This window comes from Dehalococcoides sp. (assembly GCF_041654235.1).
Lineage (GTDB): Bacteria > Chloroflexota > Dehalococcoidia > Dehalococcoidales > Dehalococcoidaceae > Dehalococcoides > Dehalococcoides mccartyi_B.
In genome coordinates this window covers 1-15748 of the sequence record NZ_JBAZDW010000034.1, presented here as the reverse complement: position 1 = coordinate 15748, position 15748 = coordinate 1, and the positions used below count along the sequence as shown (strand labels likewise).

The window sequence follows — 15748 nt, the reverse complement described above, 5'->3', positions numbered from 1 at the left end:
CCCATCTGAAAAAACATTTTGCCGTTTGCCGTATAACCGCCAAATAAGAAAGGGGGCTTTCGCCCCCCTATAATACCTTGAAATACAGCAGGTTTAAGTCTTTTCCGCCTCCAGTTGGGCTTGCCTGTCGGCAACCAGTTTCTGGGTAATATGGGCCGGAACCTGCTGGTAATGGGCAAACTCCATCTTGAAATGCCCGCGCCCCTGGGTGATAGACTTCAGGTCTATGGCGTAGTGTTGCACCTCACCCAGCGGAGCCTGGGCAATAATCACGCTCTCATCATCTTCGTTATCCATACCCTGTACTTGAGCGCGTTTGGTATTCAAATCACCGATTACCGCCCCCATATAATCCTTGGGAACAATAATCCGCATATTTTCCATAGGCTCCAGTAGTATGGGCTGAGCCTCGGAAAGCCCTTTCCTAAGCGCACCTGCAGCCGCAATCTTGAACGCCATCTCCGAAGAATCTACCGGGTGATAACTGCCATCCACCAGTGTTACCTTGATATCTACCAGAGGGTAACCTGCCATGGGACCTTCATGGGCGGACTCGCGGACACCTTTTTCAACCGCCGGAATAAAGTTACGGGGAACAGAACCGCCTACCACGGCATCCACAAACTCAATGCCATGCCCCGGCTCTACCTTAATAACTACATGCCCGTACTGACCATGTCCACCGCTCTGTTTCTTGTGTTTGTAATCTGCGCTGGCCGCACCAAGTATAGTCTCGCGGTAAGGCACACGGGGAGCAGCCAGATCTACTACCACTCCAAACTTGCGTCCCATTCGCTCCGCCATCACTTCCAGTTGGGTTTCCCCCAAACCGGCAGCAATTGTTTCACCCGTATCAGGGTCACGATGCACCTGAAGGGTCAAATCTTCTTCGCTGAGTCTGGTCAGGGCATTGCCCAGTTTATCCACATCAGCCTTGCTCTTGGGGAAAACAGCCACTTTGTAACTGGGTGCAGGCATTTCAAAACCACTAAGCAGGGCAGTATGACCCTGAATACCCAGAGTATCTCCGGTAGCTGTTACTGTTAATTTGGCTACCGCTCCCATATCACCGGGGCCTATTGCATTTACTGTTTCCTGGGTTTTACCCCTGAGGGAAAATAGTTGACCCACCCGTTCCGGGGCATTTTTATTGATATTCCAGACCTGCGAATTTGAATGCAACGTACCGGTGAGCACCCTCAGATAGGTCATCTTGCCCACATACGGGTCTGCCGATGTTTTGTAAACCAGCACCGAAAGAGGTGCCTCGGCATCCACCTTTATATCCCCACCCTCAGCTGTCTGGCAGGGGCGGTCAAGCGGGCTGGGCAGATACTCGCAGATATCTTCGCATAAAAGATCAATAGCAGTATTGGTCAGGGCAGAACCACAGAGTACCGGCGCCAATTCTCCCGTCAGAATAGCCGAGTTGAGAGCGGCCACCAGTTCTTCATGGCTTATTTCTTCACCACCCAGATATTTTTCTATCAGGGCATCATCTGTTTCAGCCACGCTTTCCAGCAGTTTATCCCGCAGGGTATCTATCTCTGCTTTCAGCTCTTCTGGTACCGGTATTTCAGCCGCCGGAGTACCGGCATAAGCCTTCATATTTACCAGATCTACCACCCCTTTGAAATCCTTGAAAGTGCCTATGGGAATCTCTATTGCAACACAACGGTTGCCAAAGTGACTGTGTAAACTATCCATTACCCGCTGGAAACTGACATTCTCGCGGTCCATTTTGTTGATAAAAATAAAGCGAGGCATTTTTTTTGCCTCGCAATACTTCCATGACTGTTCTGTACCCACTTCCACCCCGGAGGATGCCGCGACCACTATTATGGCCGCTTCACAAACTCTTAAGGCAGCTAGTACCTCTCCTGCAAAATCTGCGTATCCCGGAGTGTCCACCGCATTTATTTTAAAATCTTTCCAACCTAAAGGTATGGGCGTTAAGTTGATGCTTATCTTCTTTTTTACTTCATCTGGGTCGTAATCTGAGGCGGTTGTACCTTCGTCTACCCTTCCCATCCTGCCCAGTATCCCGGCGCTGTAAAGCATGGCCTCTGATAGAGAGGTCTTGCCTGCACCGCTGTGTGATAGTAGGGCTACATTCCGTATCTTTCCCGGATTGACACTTGTCATATAGTTCACCTACCGATAAAAATTAAGTAATTATAACATACAAATATCGGTAAACAAGGTTTTAATTAAATTTTAAAAATCAGATACCCAGAGCTTTGTCAAGCAAAAACGGGGTAATAAAAGTCTCTATAGCCGCCGCCGGGACCAGCAGAACCATACCTATACCCAAATAACGCAGATTCAGGCGGAAATTGGCATTAAGCTGTGACCGGGCATCACGGCTGAATACTGCACGGATGGCCATAGTCCCGAAGCTGAGGGCTGCCGCTTGGGCGATTACAAAAGCACTCAGCTCAAATATTCCATGGGGAAGTATGCCGGCTATCACCGCCAGCAGAGACTCTTCTTTGGCAACTATAAGCCCCACCGCTGAAAGTATCCAGCCGTTCAGAAAAAGAGACCCCAGCGGGTAAATGAGCAAAAAAGGCGAAAACACGAAGGCCAGAAGAAAAACAAGCATATTTTTGAGGAGTATAACAAGGAAAATCCCCAGACTGGAAAATCCCTCTAAAGCACTTGCCGTGTCTTCCAACCCGGTTAGTTGGTCTTCAATAAAATCCACCGGAGCAAAAATACCTGTAACTATGCCGGCAATAAATATAGCCGCCGCCAGAATAAGCCATTTTTTATAATTCATACTATTCCAAACTATACTCTTATAGATAAATAAACCCATGCCTGACTTTTGGGTCAGGTATCTGTACCGGAGAATAGTTAAACAATGAAGTATCTGTCTGGTTCAGCTAATACCGGTTAAATTACCTGCGAAAGCACTACAAGGGCAGCTGCAATAATTACCATCAGAATACCCATCAGCTTTAGTTCAGAATCGATTTCAGGCGGCTTTAAAACGGGCACATTCCGTTTGGCAGTCTGAGCCACAGGCAGCACAGATGCGTTTTCAGATTTATTTATAACCGAAGCTTCAGCCTTTGGCGTTTCCTTGGATGGCTGTTGCTGGGTGGTTTTACCTTTTTTATCCTGATAGGCCAGTTTGCCTACACCGCGTTTTTTAGACATTTTCAGAAAGTTCCTCCCTGTATATTAGAACGCCTATTTTGCCCTGGGGTGGGCCTTCTCATAACTCCGCCTTATATGCTCGGACGTAAGGTGAGTGTATATCTGGGTGGTAGAGATATTGGCATGGCCTAAAAGCTCCTGTACCGAACGCAAATCTGCCCCGCCGGAAAGCATGTGGGTAGCAAAACTGTGACGCAGGGTATGGGGGGTAACTACGTCATCCAGACCAGCTTCACGGGCATAGGCTTTCAGAATCTGCCACAAACCCTGACGGGTTAGCCGGTCTCCCCGCCTGTTTAGAAACAAAGCTTTTTCAGCTTCAGCCCGCACCAGATTGGGGCGGATTTCATTTAAATATTCCTGTACGCTTTGGGCGGCCTGAGGATAAATGGGTATCATGCGTTCTTTCCGCCCCTTGCCGAAACAGCGCACAAAACCCTCTTTAAGGTCTACATCCAGCATGTTCAGGTTTACCAGTTCGGTAACCCGCATGCCGGAAGCATATAAAAGCTCCAACATAGCCTTATCCCGTTTGGCTTCCGAACTGCCGGACTTGACGGGCTGGTTGAGTAAAGCCCGCACCTGACTTATGCTGATAGCATCCGGCAGGGGTTTGCCCACTTTGGGAGTGCTGATATTTTCAGTGGGATTTTCTTTAAGCTTACCCTCGGCAACCATAAAGTTAAAAAAACTTTTGGCAGCTGCCATTTTGCGTACCACAGTGGTTATGGCATAATTCCGCTCTTTGAGATCCAGCATATAGGCAAGCATTGTCTGGCGGGTAAAATTATCCCAGCCGGGTATTTTGCCGGATTTGGCAGCCTCTTTGTCAGCAAAGGTTGTCATCTGGCGAAGATCATTCTCGTAAGCTTCAGATGTATTCTCTGAAAACCCTTTTTCAACCATAAGGTAATTCAGAAAACTTTGTATATCATCGCGCATCAGATTCCTCGCTAAACGTTTAGAATTTTATTTATGTATTGTAACATAACTTTTGCCGCCGTCAAATACGCGGAAGGGGTATTTAGCTTTATTTTTTTCTTTAAAAAAATATATCGGCCTTTACTGCCCCTTTGCTTACCTGCTCTGCGGTTGGTACAATTTATCTATGCCAAACGAAACCCTGCAAAACCAGATAGCCAGTTTACCCGAAAACCCCGGCGTTTACCTGATGAAAAACGCTCAGGGTGAAATCATTTACGTGGGCAAAGCAGCGGTTTTGAAAGACAGGGTCAAGTCATATTTTGTGCCCCCTTCCCGCCTTACCCCCAAAACCTGCCAGCTGGTCAGCCAGATAAATGAGCTGGAGTACCTGATAACCGGGTCGGAACAGGAAGCTCTGATACTGGAACTGAACCTGATTAAAAGGCATCGCCCTTATTTCAATGTCCGCTTGAAGGACGACAAAGGTTTTCCGTATCTGAAAATAACCTTGAATGAAAAATGGCCGCGTATATATATAACCCGCAGTATGGCAGATGACGGGGGCAGGTATTTCGGCCCGTTTGCCAATACCCGTTCCGTCCGCCATACCCTGCAGGTACTAAAAGAGCTTTTCCGTTTCCGCTCGTGCAACCGCACCGAACCTGAAAAACGCAGCCGCCCCTGTCTGGAATACGATATTCATCAATGTCTTTCCCCATGCACCGGTAAAATCAGCAAAAGTGATTATGACCATCTTATCTCACAAGCCATACTCTTTCTGGAGGGTAAACAAGACCAGGTACTGAAACTACTGATCAGACTTATGAACGAAGCCTCCGCAAGGCTGGATTATGAAACCGCCGCTCTTCGCCGTGACCAGATAGCATCTATAAAAGAGGTGATTGAAGGTCAGCAACTGGCCGCCAGAGTAACCGGGGAACAGGACGCCATTGCCTTTGCTCAGGAAGGAGACCTGTCTATGGTGCAGGTTTTCTTTATCCGCCGGGGAAAGCTTATCGGGAGGGAGAGCTTCTGCTTGCAGGGTACGCGCGAAGAAAAACCCGGTGATATCCTTTCGGAATTCGCCAAACAGTTTTACCACTCCTCCACCCAGATACCGCCCAAAATAGTTACCCAGTACCCGGTTTCTGACCGTGAAATACTGGAAAAGTGGCTATCCCAAAGGCGGGGAGATAAAGTCCACATAACGGCCGGACTGCGCGGCCAGCCCAAAGAGCTTATAAACATAGTGGCTGAAAATGCCCGCGAACAGCTTAAACAGGCGCGTATAAAAAACCTGTCGTCATCTGTTACCCTGACAGACGCACTGGCAGAACTGCAAACTGCACTGGGGCTTTCCTTGCCGCCACAGAGGATAGAAGGCTACGATATATCCAACATACAGGGTACCAATGCTGTGGGCAGTATGGTAGTTTTTGAAAACGGCAAACCCCAGAAAGCACATTACCGCCGTTTCCGCATCAAGACAGTAAAGGGTGCGGATGATTTTTCCATGCTCAAAGAGGTTATCAGCCGCCGTTTCGGAAGGGTACATAGGGAAGATGCCGGCGAAAGTTTTGCCCGCTTGCCCTCGCTCATGCTGATAGACGGCGGTAAAGGGCAGTTAAGCTCTGTCAAGGATGCACTGGATAAACTGGGTCTGGAAGGACAGGCAGTGATAGGTCTGGCTAAGGAATTTGAAGAAATTTACCTGCCGCACAAGCCCGAACCTATCAGACTGGCCGCCAATTCCCCTGCCCTTCAACTCCTTCAGCGAGTAAGGGACGAAGCCCACCGCTTTGCCTTGGGGTACCACCTCCATATCCGCCAGAAATCCGGTCTTACTTCGGCTCTGGACGGGATACCCGGTGTCGGCCCAAGCCGCCGCCGTTTACTTATCAAAACATTCGGTTCGGTAGCCGGTATCCGTCAGGCCAGCTTTGATGAGCTTTCACAGGTAAAAGGCATAAATCAGGCACTTGCCATATCCATCAAAGAATTGCTCTAAGTGCAGGCTTTTTCAAGCAGGCGCTCAACTACTTGATAGTGGTATAATAGGTTTCAATCTAACGGTAAGAGGTATATATGCTGGAAATACGTACTCAAACCCCTGAAGATGCCGACATGGTGGCCACCCTGACTGAAGCTACCAAAAGCCCCATTCTGGGAGTGCTGTTTAATAAACTGGAAGAAGAAGACCTGACCACTTTTAACGAAGTAGCCGTATGGGACGGAAAGATAGTGGGCAAGGCAGTAGCCGTAAAAGCCGAGATAGATTCAAAAGAAGCGCCTGCCCCGGTTGTTTACCTTATGCCGCTGGTAGTAATGCCGGAGTATGTAAGGCGGGGCATTGCTCTGGTACTGGTGCGCAAAATACTGGAAGAATGCAAAACTCTGGGAACAGGGGCTTTGCTGGCTCACGGCAACCCTGAGTTTTTTAAGCATCTGGACTTTCTGCCGGCTGAGCTTTTCGGTATTGGGGATACGACAGGCGAAGTCACTGACAAACTTATGGCCAAAGAAATAACCGAAGGTTATCTGGCAGAAAAAGGCGGAAACCTGAAACTGCCTTTCTAAACAGGTATTATTTAAATAAGAAACTTATTGAAAGCGGCTGCAAGGCCGCTTTCTTCTACGTCTAAGGTAACGTAATCCGCTATTTCTTTAAGTTCGGCTCTGGCGTTGCCCATAGCCACTCCGAAACCTGCCGCCCTGAATAAGGGCAAATCGTTGCTTCCGTCCCCGAACGCAATAACATTCCTTAGTGAGATACCCATCTGGGCAGCCATTTTTTCCAGTGCCCTGCCTTTGGAGATACCCGGACTGACAATATTTACAAACTCCACCTCAGGGTAAGCCGGAGCACGGGCAATAGAGAAATGGAAATCATCTTCAAAATGGGACATGAAGAGTTCCGCCCCCCTGCGTTCCGTCTGGTCATGCACCATCAGTTCTATCTTCTGCACGTCCTGCGTCAGGGCTACTTTTTTAAAATCAGTAACGGTAGGAGAAATACGAAAAAATTCGCGATGCATCTTGGCAGACCAGTTTTCGTACTCTACGTAGTAGTCCAGTATAGTATAAAGCTCCAGATAAATATTGTGTTCCCGCACAAACTCAATAGCCGAAAGAAGCGGCCCTTGGCAAAGAGGCTGGGAATAGCAGGTCTGGGCGGTAGCAGGGTTGTAAACCAAAGCCCCGTCACAGAATATATGAAAGCCGTCCAGACCCAGTTCTTCCAGTAGATACATGCAGGCAGGTACAACCCTGCCGGTTGAAAGGGCAACCAAAATTCCTTTGTCTCTGGCTTTGCCAATAGCCTCTTTATCTGCCGCTGATATTTTGCCCTGTTTATTTATCAGGGTTCCGTCTACATCTATAACCGCTAACTGAAAGTCCGGCAATTTGAGCCCCCTGCATCTTGAAAGTTATTTAGAGCTATACCCGAAAACCAATTGTAACATCATGGCCTTGCAGATAACAAAAATATGCATACGGAGCCGAGGGATAAACTTTTTCAAGTATCACTTTCCTTTACGCCATCAAGCAGTTAAAATGTAAGCTCATGGAAAATACAACACCCCTGCGTAAACAATATCTGGATATAAAAAAGAACTACCCCGAAGCGATAGTCTTTTTCCGTTTGGGAGATTTTTACGAAACTTTTGAAGAAGATGCCCGCATTGCCGCCCGCGAACTGGAAATAGTCCTTACCAGCCGCGAAATGGGCAAAGGGCTGAAAGTGCCGCTTGCCGGCATACCTTACCACGCACTGGACAACTATCTTTCCCGCCTTATAAACAAGGGTTACAAGGTAGCCATTTGCGAACAGGTAACCAAACCGGGTGAAACAAAAGGACTGGTGCAAAGGCAGGTAACCCGTCTGGTCACTCCCGGAACTGTGGTTGAACCAAACCTGCTACAGACCAAACAGAACAATTTCCTGCTCAGCCTGTACCTGACAGAAGACAGTTGCGGGCTGGCCTTTGCGGATATATCCACTTCGGAGTTTGGCTGCACCCAGACGAATATCAGCGAACTGGAAGCTGAAATAAGCCGCCTCAGTCCGGCAGAAATTATACTACCCAAAAACCAGTCTTTAAACCTGCCGATACACCTGAAAGCTACCATAAGCAAACTGGACGGATACTATTTTGAAGCGGACATAGCGCGCGAACGTTTGCTAAGGCATTTTGAGTGCCAAAACCTTTCTGCCTACGGCTGTGAAAATATGCCTCTGGCCATTTCAGCCGCCGGGGCGCTGCTAAACTATCTGGAGGAAACTCAAAAATCATCTTTAAAGCAGCTTGAAAGGCTTTCGGTTTACACCACTGCAGATTATATGCAGATGGACAGCCACACCCTGTCAAATCTGGAAATATTCCGCTCAAGCGGCGGCAACTCACTCAAGGGTTCACTGCTTGGGATACTTGACCAGACCAAAACAGCTATGGGTGGCAGGCTTCTCCGCAAGTTTCTGGGACAACCCCTGCTGAAACAGTCTGATATTGAAAAACGGCTCTCGGCAGTAGACTACTTTTTTGAAGAAAGTCTGGCACGTACCAGCCTTGCCAAATCATTGGGGCAGATTGCCGATATGGAACGCATGGCAAACCGTATCCGCCAGAAAACCATACTGCCAAGGGAACTGATATCCCTTAAAAACAGTCTGGAAACCGTCTCCGCCATTCACCGCCAGTTCGGGCTGATGCCGCCGCCCCGCCTTGCATATTTCTTAAACGGGCTTAAACCCCTGCCTGAAATGCTGGACATTATAAACAAAACTATTACGGATGACCCGCCCTCCACTCTGGGTGACGGAAAGGTAATACGAGCAGGTTTTGACCCCGAAATGGATAAACTCTGCTCGCTGGCGGGAGATGCCAGAACCTTCCTCTCCCAAATGGAGACTAGGGAACGGGAACGCACAGGCATAAAATCACTTAAGCTGGGCTATAACCGGGTCTTTGGTTATTATATAGAAATATCAAACGCCAATCTTGGGGATGTGCCGCCGGAATTTATCCGCAAGCAAACGCTGGTTAATGCCGAAAGATTTATAACCCCCGAACTGAAAGAATACGAAAATCTTATCTTAAATGCCAAAGAACGCCTGCTGGAAATGGAAACAGGGCTTTATGAACAGGTTTTAAACCAACTGGGGGGCTTTTACTCCGCTTTACTGGCCAATGCCACCGCTTTGGCAGCTCTGGATGTTCTTTCAGCCTTTGCCGAGGTGGCAGTGCGAAACAGCTATGTCCGTCCGGTATTCCACCCTGAAAACCGCCTGGATATCCGAAAAGGCCGCCACCCCATGGTGGAACAGGGGCTGGGATACGGCAGTTTTGTAGCTAATGATATTTCCCTTTCAGCTGAAGACTGCCAGATAATAATCCTGACCGGACCCAATATGGCCGGCAAATCCACTTATTTAAAGCAGACCGCCCTTATTGTGCTGATGGCCCAGATAGGTTCTTACGTTCCGGCAGAAACCGCCGAACTCTGCCTGACTGATCGTATTTTTACCCGCATCGGGGCAAGAGAGGATTTAAGTGCCGGGCAGTCCACCTTCATGGTGGAAATGGTGGAAACGGCATCTATACTGAATACTGCCACCAGCCGTTCCCTGCTGATACTGGACGAAATAGGCCGCGGCACCAGTACCTATGACGGGCTGGCTATTGCCCAAGCAGTAGTGGAGTATATCCACTCCCAGCCATCTCTTACGGCCAAAACCCTGTTTGCCACCCACTATCACGAACTGGTGGAACTGGCAAGCTATCTGCCCAGAGTAACAAACTATAATATTGCGGTTAGCGAAGACCGGGGTGAAGTAGTTTTTCTGCATAAAATAGTCCCCGGCGGAGTAGACAAAAGTTACGGTATTCACGTGGCAAAACTGGCAGGGCTGCCCAAGTGGGTTATAAAACGGGCTTACGAAGTACTGACCGAGCTTGAAAACCCCGCTAAGAAACAGCCAAAAAGCCGCACTTGCCAGCCCCAACTCCAACTACCCATGACGGGGCAGACTTCGGTGCTTGAAGAAGAAATAAAAGAACTGGAAATAGAGTCGCTTACGCCGCTTGCGGCTCTCAACAAACTCTACGAACTGAAAAAGAAGGCCGAAGAACAGGGGCTTTAGAGAGCTACGGTGCCGACAAACTCCGGGGAATTAACATCAAATGTCCGGTTGACAATTTCCACGTAATCGTCTTTCTTGGTAGCATAGCTTACGACCAAAATGCCGTCTTTATACTTTTCTACAGTACAATGTTCAAGTGTCTCAAGCATAGCCTGACCGGACTGGTCCCAACCTACCCTGTAAGTAACCGAAACCATATCACCTTTATTAAGCATTCGTTGCTCCCGGAATGTCCGCTTTTTATTTCGGCAGTCACAAACACTGTCGGAAACCGGCGGGCTCTCCCTTAAAATATTACAGGCCGCAGGCAGCATGCCTGCAACCAAAACCGTGCATGATTATATCACAAACGCCTCTGCTTTCAAGTTGACGTTCCGGCAGGAATAAAAATCCCTTGACTAAGAGCCTTGGGGCATCTAATATAGGCCAAAGAAGCTAATATTATCTGTGGTTTCATGCATATGAAAAGACCTGACGGTATACTTATTTTGGCAATCTGGCAGTTTTTTGCAGCTGTTCTCAGTCTGGCAGGTGTCTTGCTAATATCTCTGTTCTTTTTACCTGCCATGGCCTGGCTGTATGATTACGCCCGCACCGGAGCTGCCTGGGGGCTAAGCATACTCCTTTTTTTCATCGGCACGTATCTTCTGGTATCACTTATCGGCGGCATAGGTCTTTTAAACGGCAGGGAATACGGGCGTCTGTTCAGTCTGTACCAAGCCGGAGCTTCACTGCTTTTATTTCCTCTGGGTACAGCCGCCGGCATATTCGGCCTGATATACCTGAACCGGCAGGATACCAGAATGTATTTCAAGATACTGTAAGCCTACCGGGATTAAACAAGCTATCTGGATTTCCTAAAAAATATTTGACCACCGGAAACTTATTTCAGGGCCAGGTGGTTTACCAGACTGCCGATACCTGAAATACGTATTTCCACCCTGTCTCCCAGTTTCATTGGCCCGATACCTGAAGGCGTACCGGTTGCAATAATATCCCCCGGAAGCAAAGTCATCACCTCTGATATAAAGCTGACTATACGGGGGATACTGAATATCATATCCGCTGTGGAAGTGCGTTGTTTAAGCTTGCCGTTCAGATAGGTTTCCAGCAATTGCACCTGCGGGTCAAGCTCTGTTTCTATCCACGGGCCACAGACGGCAAAGGTATCAAAACCTTTGGCGCGTGACCACTGCCCGTCTATTTTCTGCAGGTCTCTGGCCGTTACATCATTAAAACAGCTGTACCCCAGTATATAGTCAAAAGCATCTTCAGGCTTTATATTGCGCGTTTTCTTTCTTATTATAACCGCCAATTCCCCTTCATAATCCACCCGTTCAGACTGACCAGGTTTTATTATGTTATCTTCCGGGCCGATAATCCCACTGGCATTTTTAAAAAATATAAGGGGCAATTTGGGCAAGTCTTCTGCCATCTCTCCGGCATGAGCTTTGTAGTTTAAACCAATGGCTATTATTTTTGACGGAACTGACGGCGGAAGAAGCCTGGCCTCTGAAATATCAAAAACATTGCCTGAAAAAACAATTTTGCCGAAAGGATTGCCCTTCAGTTCCTTCAGCTTTGTATCTTCAAGCACTGCATATCCTGCCCGCTTGCCAGAAAGGCTAAAACGTATTATTCTCATATGGATATCATTCTAGCTTTTAGCCCTGCCGGGTGCAACGTGTAACTTGCAGATCCAAATAAAGCTGGCTATAAACATGGATAACAACAGTTTGGCTTGACAGTCCCGTATGCCACTGTTAAACTTTATCTTCGGCGCCAAGCCACATATTTGGGAGGATTTTTTGGCAACAAACCATACCCCTTACCTTGAAAAAGGCCTTATATCTATATTCACCGGTGAGGGCAAGGGTAAAACCTCGGCTGCAGTCGGGAATTCTGTCAGAGCGGCCGGTCACGGACTAAGGGTTTGCCTTATTTTTTTTGCCAAAGGCAAGCGTTTTGACCATGGTGAGTTCAAAATATTGTCTTCCCTGCCGAACGTAACTCTGCAGAGTTTCGGCCAAGCCGGCTGGATACTCAAAGATATATCTGAAGAAACCCGCAAACAGGCGGAGCGGGCATTTGAGGCCGCTTCCGAAGCAGTAACCGGCGGGCAATATGACCTGGTAGTCATGGACGAAATAATGATAGCTTTGACTGCCGGTCTGGTAACCACTGAGCAGGTTATCCGGATGATAAATACCAAACCTTCGTATGTAGAGCTGATTATGACCGGGCGAGGTGCTCCGGCTGAACTTATAGAACTGGCTGACCTGGTTTCTGAGATAAAGGCAGTCAAACACCCGTATACTAGGGGCATCAAAGCCCGTAAAGGTATAGACTACTAATCTTCACCGAGGAGAGAATAATGAAAGTAACCCTGAGTGTTATTAAAGCAGATATCGGCGGTTTTGTAGGCCATTCGGACTCACACCCGCAGTGTCTGGCCAGAGCTGAAAAGCATCTGGCAGAAGCCAAAAAGAAGGGCATGCTGATTGATTACCACATAACCAAGTGCGGTGACGACCTTCAGCTTATCATGACCCACCAGAAGGGTATAAATAATAAAGTTATCCATGAAATGGCATGGGATACTTTTGTAAGCTGTACCGAAGTTGCCAAAGAGCTGAAGCTATACGGCGCCGGTCAGGACTTGCTGTGTGATGCCTTCTCCGGAAACGTAAAAGGCATGGGGCCCGGTGTAGCCGAAATGGAGATTGATGAACGGCCTTCAGAACCTATCATCATCTTCATGGCAGATAAAACCTCATCCGGTGCCTGGAATCTGCCTCTTTACAAGATGTTTGCAGACCCGTTTAACACTATCGGTCTGGTCATAGCTGAAAACATGCATGACGGCTTTTCCTTTGAAGTTCATGACGTAAAGGAAAGCAAGGGTATTACCTTTAATACCCCTGAAGAAATTTATGACCTGCTGGTCTTTATCGGCGCTCCTTCCCGCTTTGCCATAAAGAGCGTCTCCACCCGCAAGGGAGAGATTGCGGCTGTTTCCTCCACCCAGAAGCTGGCCCTGCTGGCCGGTCGCTACGTGGGCAAAGATGATCCGGTTTGTATTGTCCGCGCTCAGGGTGCATTCCCGGCGGTGGGTGAAATACTTGAACCCTTCACTCAGCCCTATCTGGTAGAAGGCTGGATGCGCGGCTCACACAACGGCCCCATTATGCCTGTCTCAGTAGAGGACAGCACCCCCACCCGCTTTGACGGCCCGCCCCGGGTAACCGCTTTGGGCTTCCAACTGTCAAACGGCATGCTTATTGGCCCGCGTGATATGTTCAAGGACAAATCCTTTGACAACGCCCGTCAGAAGTCACTGGACATGGCAGATATGATGCGCTCTCACGGTCCGTTTGAGCCCCATCGCCTGCCCCTTGAGGAAATGGAATATACCACCATGCCTCAGGTATCCAAGAAACTGGCCGGACGCTTTAAACCCCTGAAAGACTAGTTTATGCCCAAGCTTCTGCTGGCAAGCAATAACGCGGGCAAGCTGAAAGAGTACCAATCACTCTTAAGCGGCTGCGGATTTGAGGTTGTTACTCCGGCAGAACTGGGTATAAAAATAACAGTTGCCGAAACCGGCACTACATTTGAAGAGAACGCCCGCTTGAAGGCCGCCGCTCTGGCGGAAGCAAGCGGGCTTCTTACTTTGGCAGATGACTCAGGGCTGGAAGTAGACGCACTGGGTGGCGAACCGGGCGTATATTCCGCTCGTTATGCAGGGGAAAACGCCACTGATACAGATAGAAATGATTACCTGCTTTCTAAAATGGAAGACATACCCGCCAACAAACGCACCGCCCGTTTCCGGTGTGTAATAGCCATTGTCCAGCCGGGACATACCCTGCCCGCCATTGAGGGCTCATGTGAAGGCCTTATAGCCACCGAACCCCATGGGGTGAACGGATTCGGTTACGACCCAATTTTTTACCTGCCCGAATACCGTAAAACCATGGCCGAACTTCCCCTTGAAATTAAAAACAGCCTCTCTCACCGGGCCATTGCCGCCCAAAAAGCCTGCCTCATGCTTGCCAAACTGGCAAATTGCTGATTATTTGCTTAAGACAACCAGCAAAAACCCTGAACACAGTCTCTCCTTTGTTTTAAGCCCCTTTTTCTCTTCAGATAAACTGAAAACTAACTTCATTCGGGCACAAAAATCTCTTGTTTAAGTGCCATTCTTGGGATATACTGAAAGACTAGTAAATAACCCCGGGGGTGCATATGAAACTTACATGCTTACAGGAAAATCTAAACAAGGGCCTGAACATTGTTGGGAAAGCGGCTGCCGGCCGAACTACCCTGCCCATTACAAACAATGTCCTTATCTCAACTGATGACGGCCGTTTGAAACTGGCCGCCACCAACCTTGAAATGGCTATCAGCTGCTGGATAGGAGCCAAGATAGAGGAGGAAGGGAGCACTACCATACCTGCCAAGCTCCTGACCGAATTTGTCAGCTCTCTGCCCAATGATAAAATAGACTTGAGCCTTAATGCCAAGTCAAAGGCACTTAATATTAAATGTGCCCGCTTTGAAGCACGCATAACCGGCGTGGATTCCAAAGACTTTCCTCCCATACCCAAAGTAGAAAATGGAATCTCCACCAAGGTTAGCATTGATGCCTTCCGTCAGGCCGTAAGTGAAGTCGTATTTGCTTCCGCGGCTGACGAATCCCGCCCTGTACTCACTGGCGTAAACGCCGAATTTGAAGGCAGTACTCTGACTCTGGCAGCCGCTGACGGTTTCCGTCTGGCTGTTTATAAATTGCCCCTGCTGGAGACGGTAAAAACCACTACCAAGGTAATCATACCTGCCCGCACTCTGGGCGAGCTTTCACGTCTGGCCAGCATGGACGAAGAAGAAGCCCTGGTGATAAATGTAGACACAGCCAAGAGCCAGATACTTTTCCGTCTGAAAAATATTGAACTGGTATCTCAGCTGGTACAGGGTAATTTCCCCCAGTACAACCAGATAATCCCTCAGAGCTTTACCACCAGAGTGGTGGTAGATGCCAACCAATTCCTTATGGCCACCAAAACCGCCACTATCTTTGCCCGTGACGGCGGCGGCATTGTCAGGCTGATGATGAACCATGGTGGTGATACCACCCCCGGCAAGCTCACTATCTCAGCCCGCTCTGAAGAAGTGGGTGATAATACCGGTGAACTTGATGCTGTAATTCAGGGTGAAGAGGCTAAAATAGCCTTTAACGGCAAATATCTTCTAGACGTCCTAGGGGTGCTTAAGGCTCAGCAAGTAGCGTTGGAAGTCACCAGCCCCTCAAGCCCCGGTGTGATAAAACCGGTGGGTGCAGACAACTACATACACGTTATCATGCCCATGTTCGTGCAGTGGTGAGTACGTTCAAATCAAGGTAACCTTTGATGCTTACACCTTCCGGGGTAGCTGAAACTTTCAGATCCAGATAGGTGTAAGCATCTTTCTTTTCTGCATTTGAGCAACTATCTAAACAGGGTACTACTTTCGCAC

At 48.4% G+C, this 15748-nt stretch carries 15 protein-coding genes; 8 read left to right on the top strand and 7 right to left on the bottom strand.

What is annotated here, in order from left to right; all coding sequences use genetic code 11:
* Nucleotides 1–93: 93 nt before the first annotated feature.
* The 4 genes from fusA to xerD all read right to left on the bottom strand — a co-directional run bounded on the left by fusA (nt 94) and on the right by xerD (nt 4107).
* Nucleotides 94–2145, bottom strand: a complete 2052-nt coding sequence (fusA, locus tag WC259_RS05420) for an elongation factor G (protein WP_012984409.1) — start codon at nt 2143–2145, stop codon at nt 94–96.
* A 79-nt stretch (nt 2146–2224) separates the two neighbouring features.
* Nucleotides 2225–2782 (bottom strand): stage II sporulation protein M, encoded by a 558-nt coding sequence (locus WC259_RS05415; protein ID WP_015407872.1) that lies wholly within the window; start codon nt 2780–2782, stop codon nt 2225–2227.
* A gap of 116 nt (nt 2783–2898) precedes the next feature.
* Complete coding sequence (locus tag WC259_RS05410; RefSeq protein ID WP_372643496.1) at nt 2899–3165, bottom strand: hypothetical protein; 267 nt, start codon at nt 3163–3165, stop codon at nt 2899–2901.
* Between the two features lie 33 nt (nt 3166–3198).
* Nucleotides 3199–4107 (bottom strand): site-specific tyrosine recombinase XerD, encoded by a 909-nt coding sequence (gene xerD / locus WC259_RS05405; RefSeq protein ID WP_012984411.1) that lies wholly within the window; start codon nt 4105–4107, stop codon nt 3199–3201.
* Between the two features lie 166 nt (nt 4108–4273).
* Here xerD and uvrC point away from each other — a divergent pair, with 166 nt between their 5' ends.
* Both uvrC and WC259_RS05395 read left to right on the top strand, forming a co-directional pair.
* Nucleotides 4274–6097: an excinuclease ABC subunit UvrC gene (gene uvrC / locus WC259_RS05400; protein WP_372643493.1), complete on the top strand. Its 1824-nt coding sequence runs from the start codon at nt 4274–4276 to the stop codon at nt 6095–6097.
* A gap of 77 nt (nt 6098–6174) precedes the next feature.
* Complete coding sequence (locus WC259_RS05395; protein ID WP_011309580.1) at nt 6175–6666, top strand: GNAT family N-acetyltransferase; 492 nt, start codon at nt 6175–6177, stop codon at nt 6664–6666.
* An 11-nt stretch (nt 6667–6677) separates the two neighbouring features.
* Here the strand turns inward: WC259_RS05395 and WC259_RS05390 are convergent, their stop codons facing one another.
* Nucleotides 6678–7493 carry a Cof-type HAD-IIB family hydrolase gene (locus WC259_RS05390; RefSeq protein WP_011309581.1) on the bottom strand — a complete coding sequence of 272 codons (816 nt, stop codon included), beginning with the start codon at nt 7491–7493 and terminating at the stop codon, nt 6678–6680.
* Nucleotides 7494–7654: 161 nt separating this feature from the next.
* Here WC259_RS05390 and mutS point away from each other — a divergent pair, with 161 nt between their 5' ends.
* Complete coding sequence (gene mutS / locus WC259_RS05385; protein ID WP_372643489.1) at nt 7655–10231, top strand: DNA mismatch repair protein MutS; 2577 nt, start codon at nt 7655–7657, stop codon at nt 10229–10231.
* Here the strand turns inward: mutS and WC259_RS05380 are convergent.
* The gene (locus tag WC259_RS05380) at nt 10228–10446 is read right to left on the bottom strand and encodes a hypothetical protein (RefSeq protein WP_011309583.1); all 219 of its coding nucleotides are present in this window, start codon (nt 10444–10446) and stop codon (nt 10228–10230) included. The genes mutS and WC259_RS05380 overlap by 4 nt on opposite strands.
* A 240-nt stretch (nt 10447–10686) precedes the next feature.
* On the opposite strand from WC259_RS05380, the gene WC259_RS05375 reads away from it, so the two are divergent.
* Nucleotides 10687–11055, top strand: a complete 369-nt coding sequence (locus WC259_RS05375) for a hypothetical protein (RefSeq protein ID WP_015407146.1) — start codon at nt 10687–10689, stop codon at nt 11053–11055.
* 59 nt (nt 11056–11114) lie between these two features.
* Here the strand turns inward: WC259_RS05375 and WC259_RS05370 are convergent, their stop codons facing one another.
* Complete coding sequence (locus tag WC259_RS05370; protein WP_015407147.1) at nt 11115–11876, bottom strand: fumarylacetoacetate hydrolase family protein; 762 nt, start codon at nt 11874–11876, stop codon at nt 11115–11117.
* A 163-nt stretch (nt 11877–12039) separates the two neighbouring features.
* Between WC259_RS05370 and WC259_RS05365 the strand changes: the two genes are divergently transcribed.
* From WC259_RS05365 to dnaN, 4 genes are all read left to right on the top strand, one after another.
* A complete protein-coding gene (locus tag WC259_RS05365) occupies nt 12040–12585 on the top strand; it encodes a cob(I)yrinic acid a,c-diamide adenosyltransferase (RefSeq protein ID WP_015407148.1) in 546 nt (181 codons plus the stop codon).
* Nucleotides 12586–12605: 20 nt separating this feature from the next.
* Entirely contained in the window at nt 12606–13703 is a 1098-nt protein-coding gene (fbp, locus tag WC259_RS05360; protein ID WP_011309587.1) for a fructose-1,6-bisphosphate aldolase/phosphatase, read from the top strand.
* Nucleotides 13704–13706: 3 nt separating this feature from the next.
* Nucleotides 13707–14306, top strand: coding sequence for an XTP/dITP diphosphatase (locus WC259_RS05355; protein ID WP_015407149.1), 600 nt, complete (start codon nt 13707–13709; stop codon nt 14304–14306).
* A gap of 173 nt (nt 14307–14479) precedes the next feature.
* A complete protein-coding gene (gene dnaN / locus WC259_RS05350) occupies nt 14480–15616 on the top strand; it encodes a DNA polymerase III subunit beta (RefSeq protein WP_015407150.1) in 1137 nt (378 codons plus the stop codon).
* The last annotated feature ends 132 nt before the right edge of the window (nt 15617–15748 follow it).

Excerpts from the sequence above, each read along its gene's own strand:
- fbp (WP_011309587.1), top strand. The coding sequence starts at position 12,606 with ATGAAAGTAACCCTGAGTGTTATTAAAGCAGATATCGGCGGTTTTGTA.
- WC259_RS05395 (WP_011309580.1), top strand. The coding sequence starts at position 6,175 with ATGCTGGAAATACGTACTCAAACCCCTGAAGATGCCGACATGGTGGCC.
- uvrC (WP_372643493.1), top strand. The coding sequence starts at position 4,274 with ATGCCAAACGAAACCCTGCAAAACCAGATAGCCAGTTTACCCGAAAAC.
- WC259_RS05380 (WP_011309583.1), bottom strand. The coding sequence starts at position 10,446 with ATGCTTAATAAAGGTGATATGGTTTCGGTTACTTACAGGGTAGGTTGG.
- WC259_RS05375 (WP_015407146.1), top strand. The coding sequence starts at position 10,687 with ATGCATATGAAAAGACCTGACGGTATACTTATTTTGGCAATCTGGCAG.
- xerD (WP_012984411.1), bottom strand. The coding sequence starts at position 4,107 with ATGCGCGATGATATACAAAGTTTTCTGAATTACCTTATGGTTGAAAAA.
- WC259_RS05370 (WP_015407147.1), bottom strand. The coding sequence starts at position 11,876 with ATGAGAATAATACGTTTTAGCCTTTCTGGCAAGCGGGCAGGATATGCA.
- WC259_RS05415 (WP_015407872.1), bottom strand. The coding sequence starts at position 2,782 with ATGAATTATAAAAAATGGCTTATTCTGGCGGCGGCTATATTTATTGCC.
- WC259_RS05355 (WP_015407149.1), top strand. The coding sequence starts at position 13,707 with ATGCCCAAGCTTCTGCTGGCAAGCAATAACGCGGGCAAGCTGAAAGAG.
- WC259_RS05410 (WP_372643496.1), bottom strand. The coding sequence starts at position 3,165 with ATGTCTAAAAAACGCGGTGTAGGCAAACTGGCCTATCAGGATAAAAAA.
- fusA (WP_012984409.1), bottom strand. The coding sequence starts at position 2,145 with ATGACAAGTGTCAATCCGGGAAAGATACGGAATGTAGCCCTACTATCA.
- dnaN (WP_015407150.1), top strand. The coding sequence starts at position 14,480 with ATGAAACTTACATGCTTACAGGAAAATCTAAACAAGGGCCTGAACATT.
- mutS (WP_372643489.1), top strand. The coding sequence starts at position 7,655 with ATGGAAAATACAACACCCCTGCGTAAACAATATCTGGATATAAAAAAG.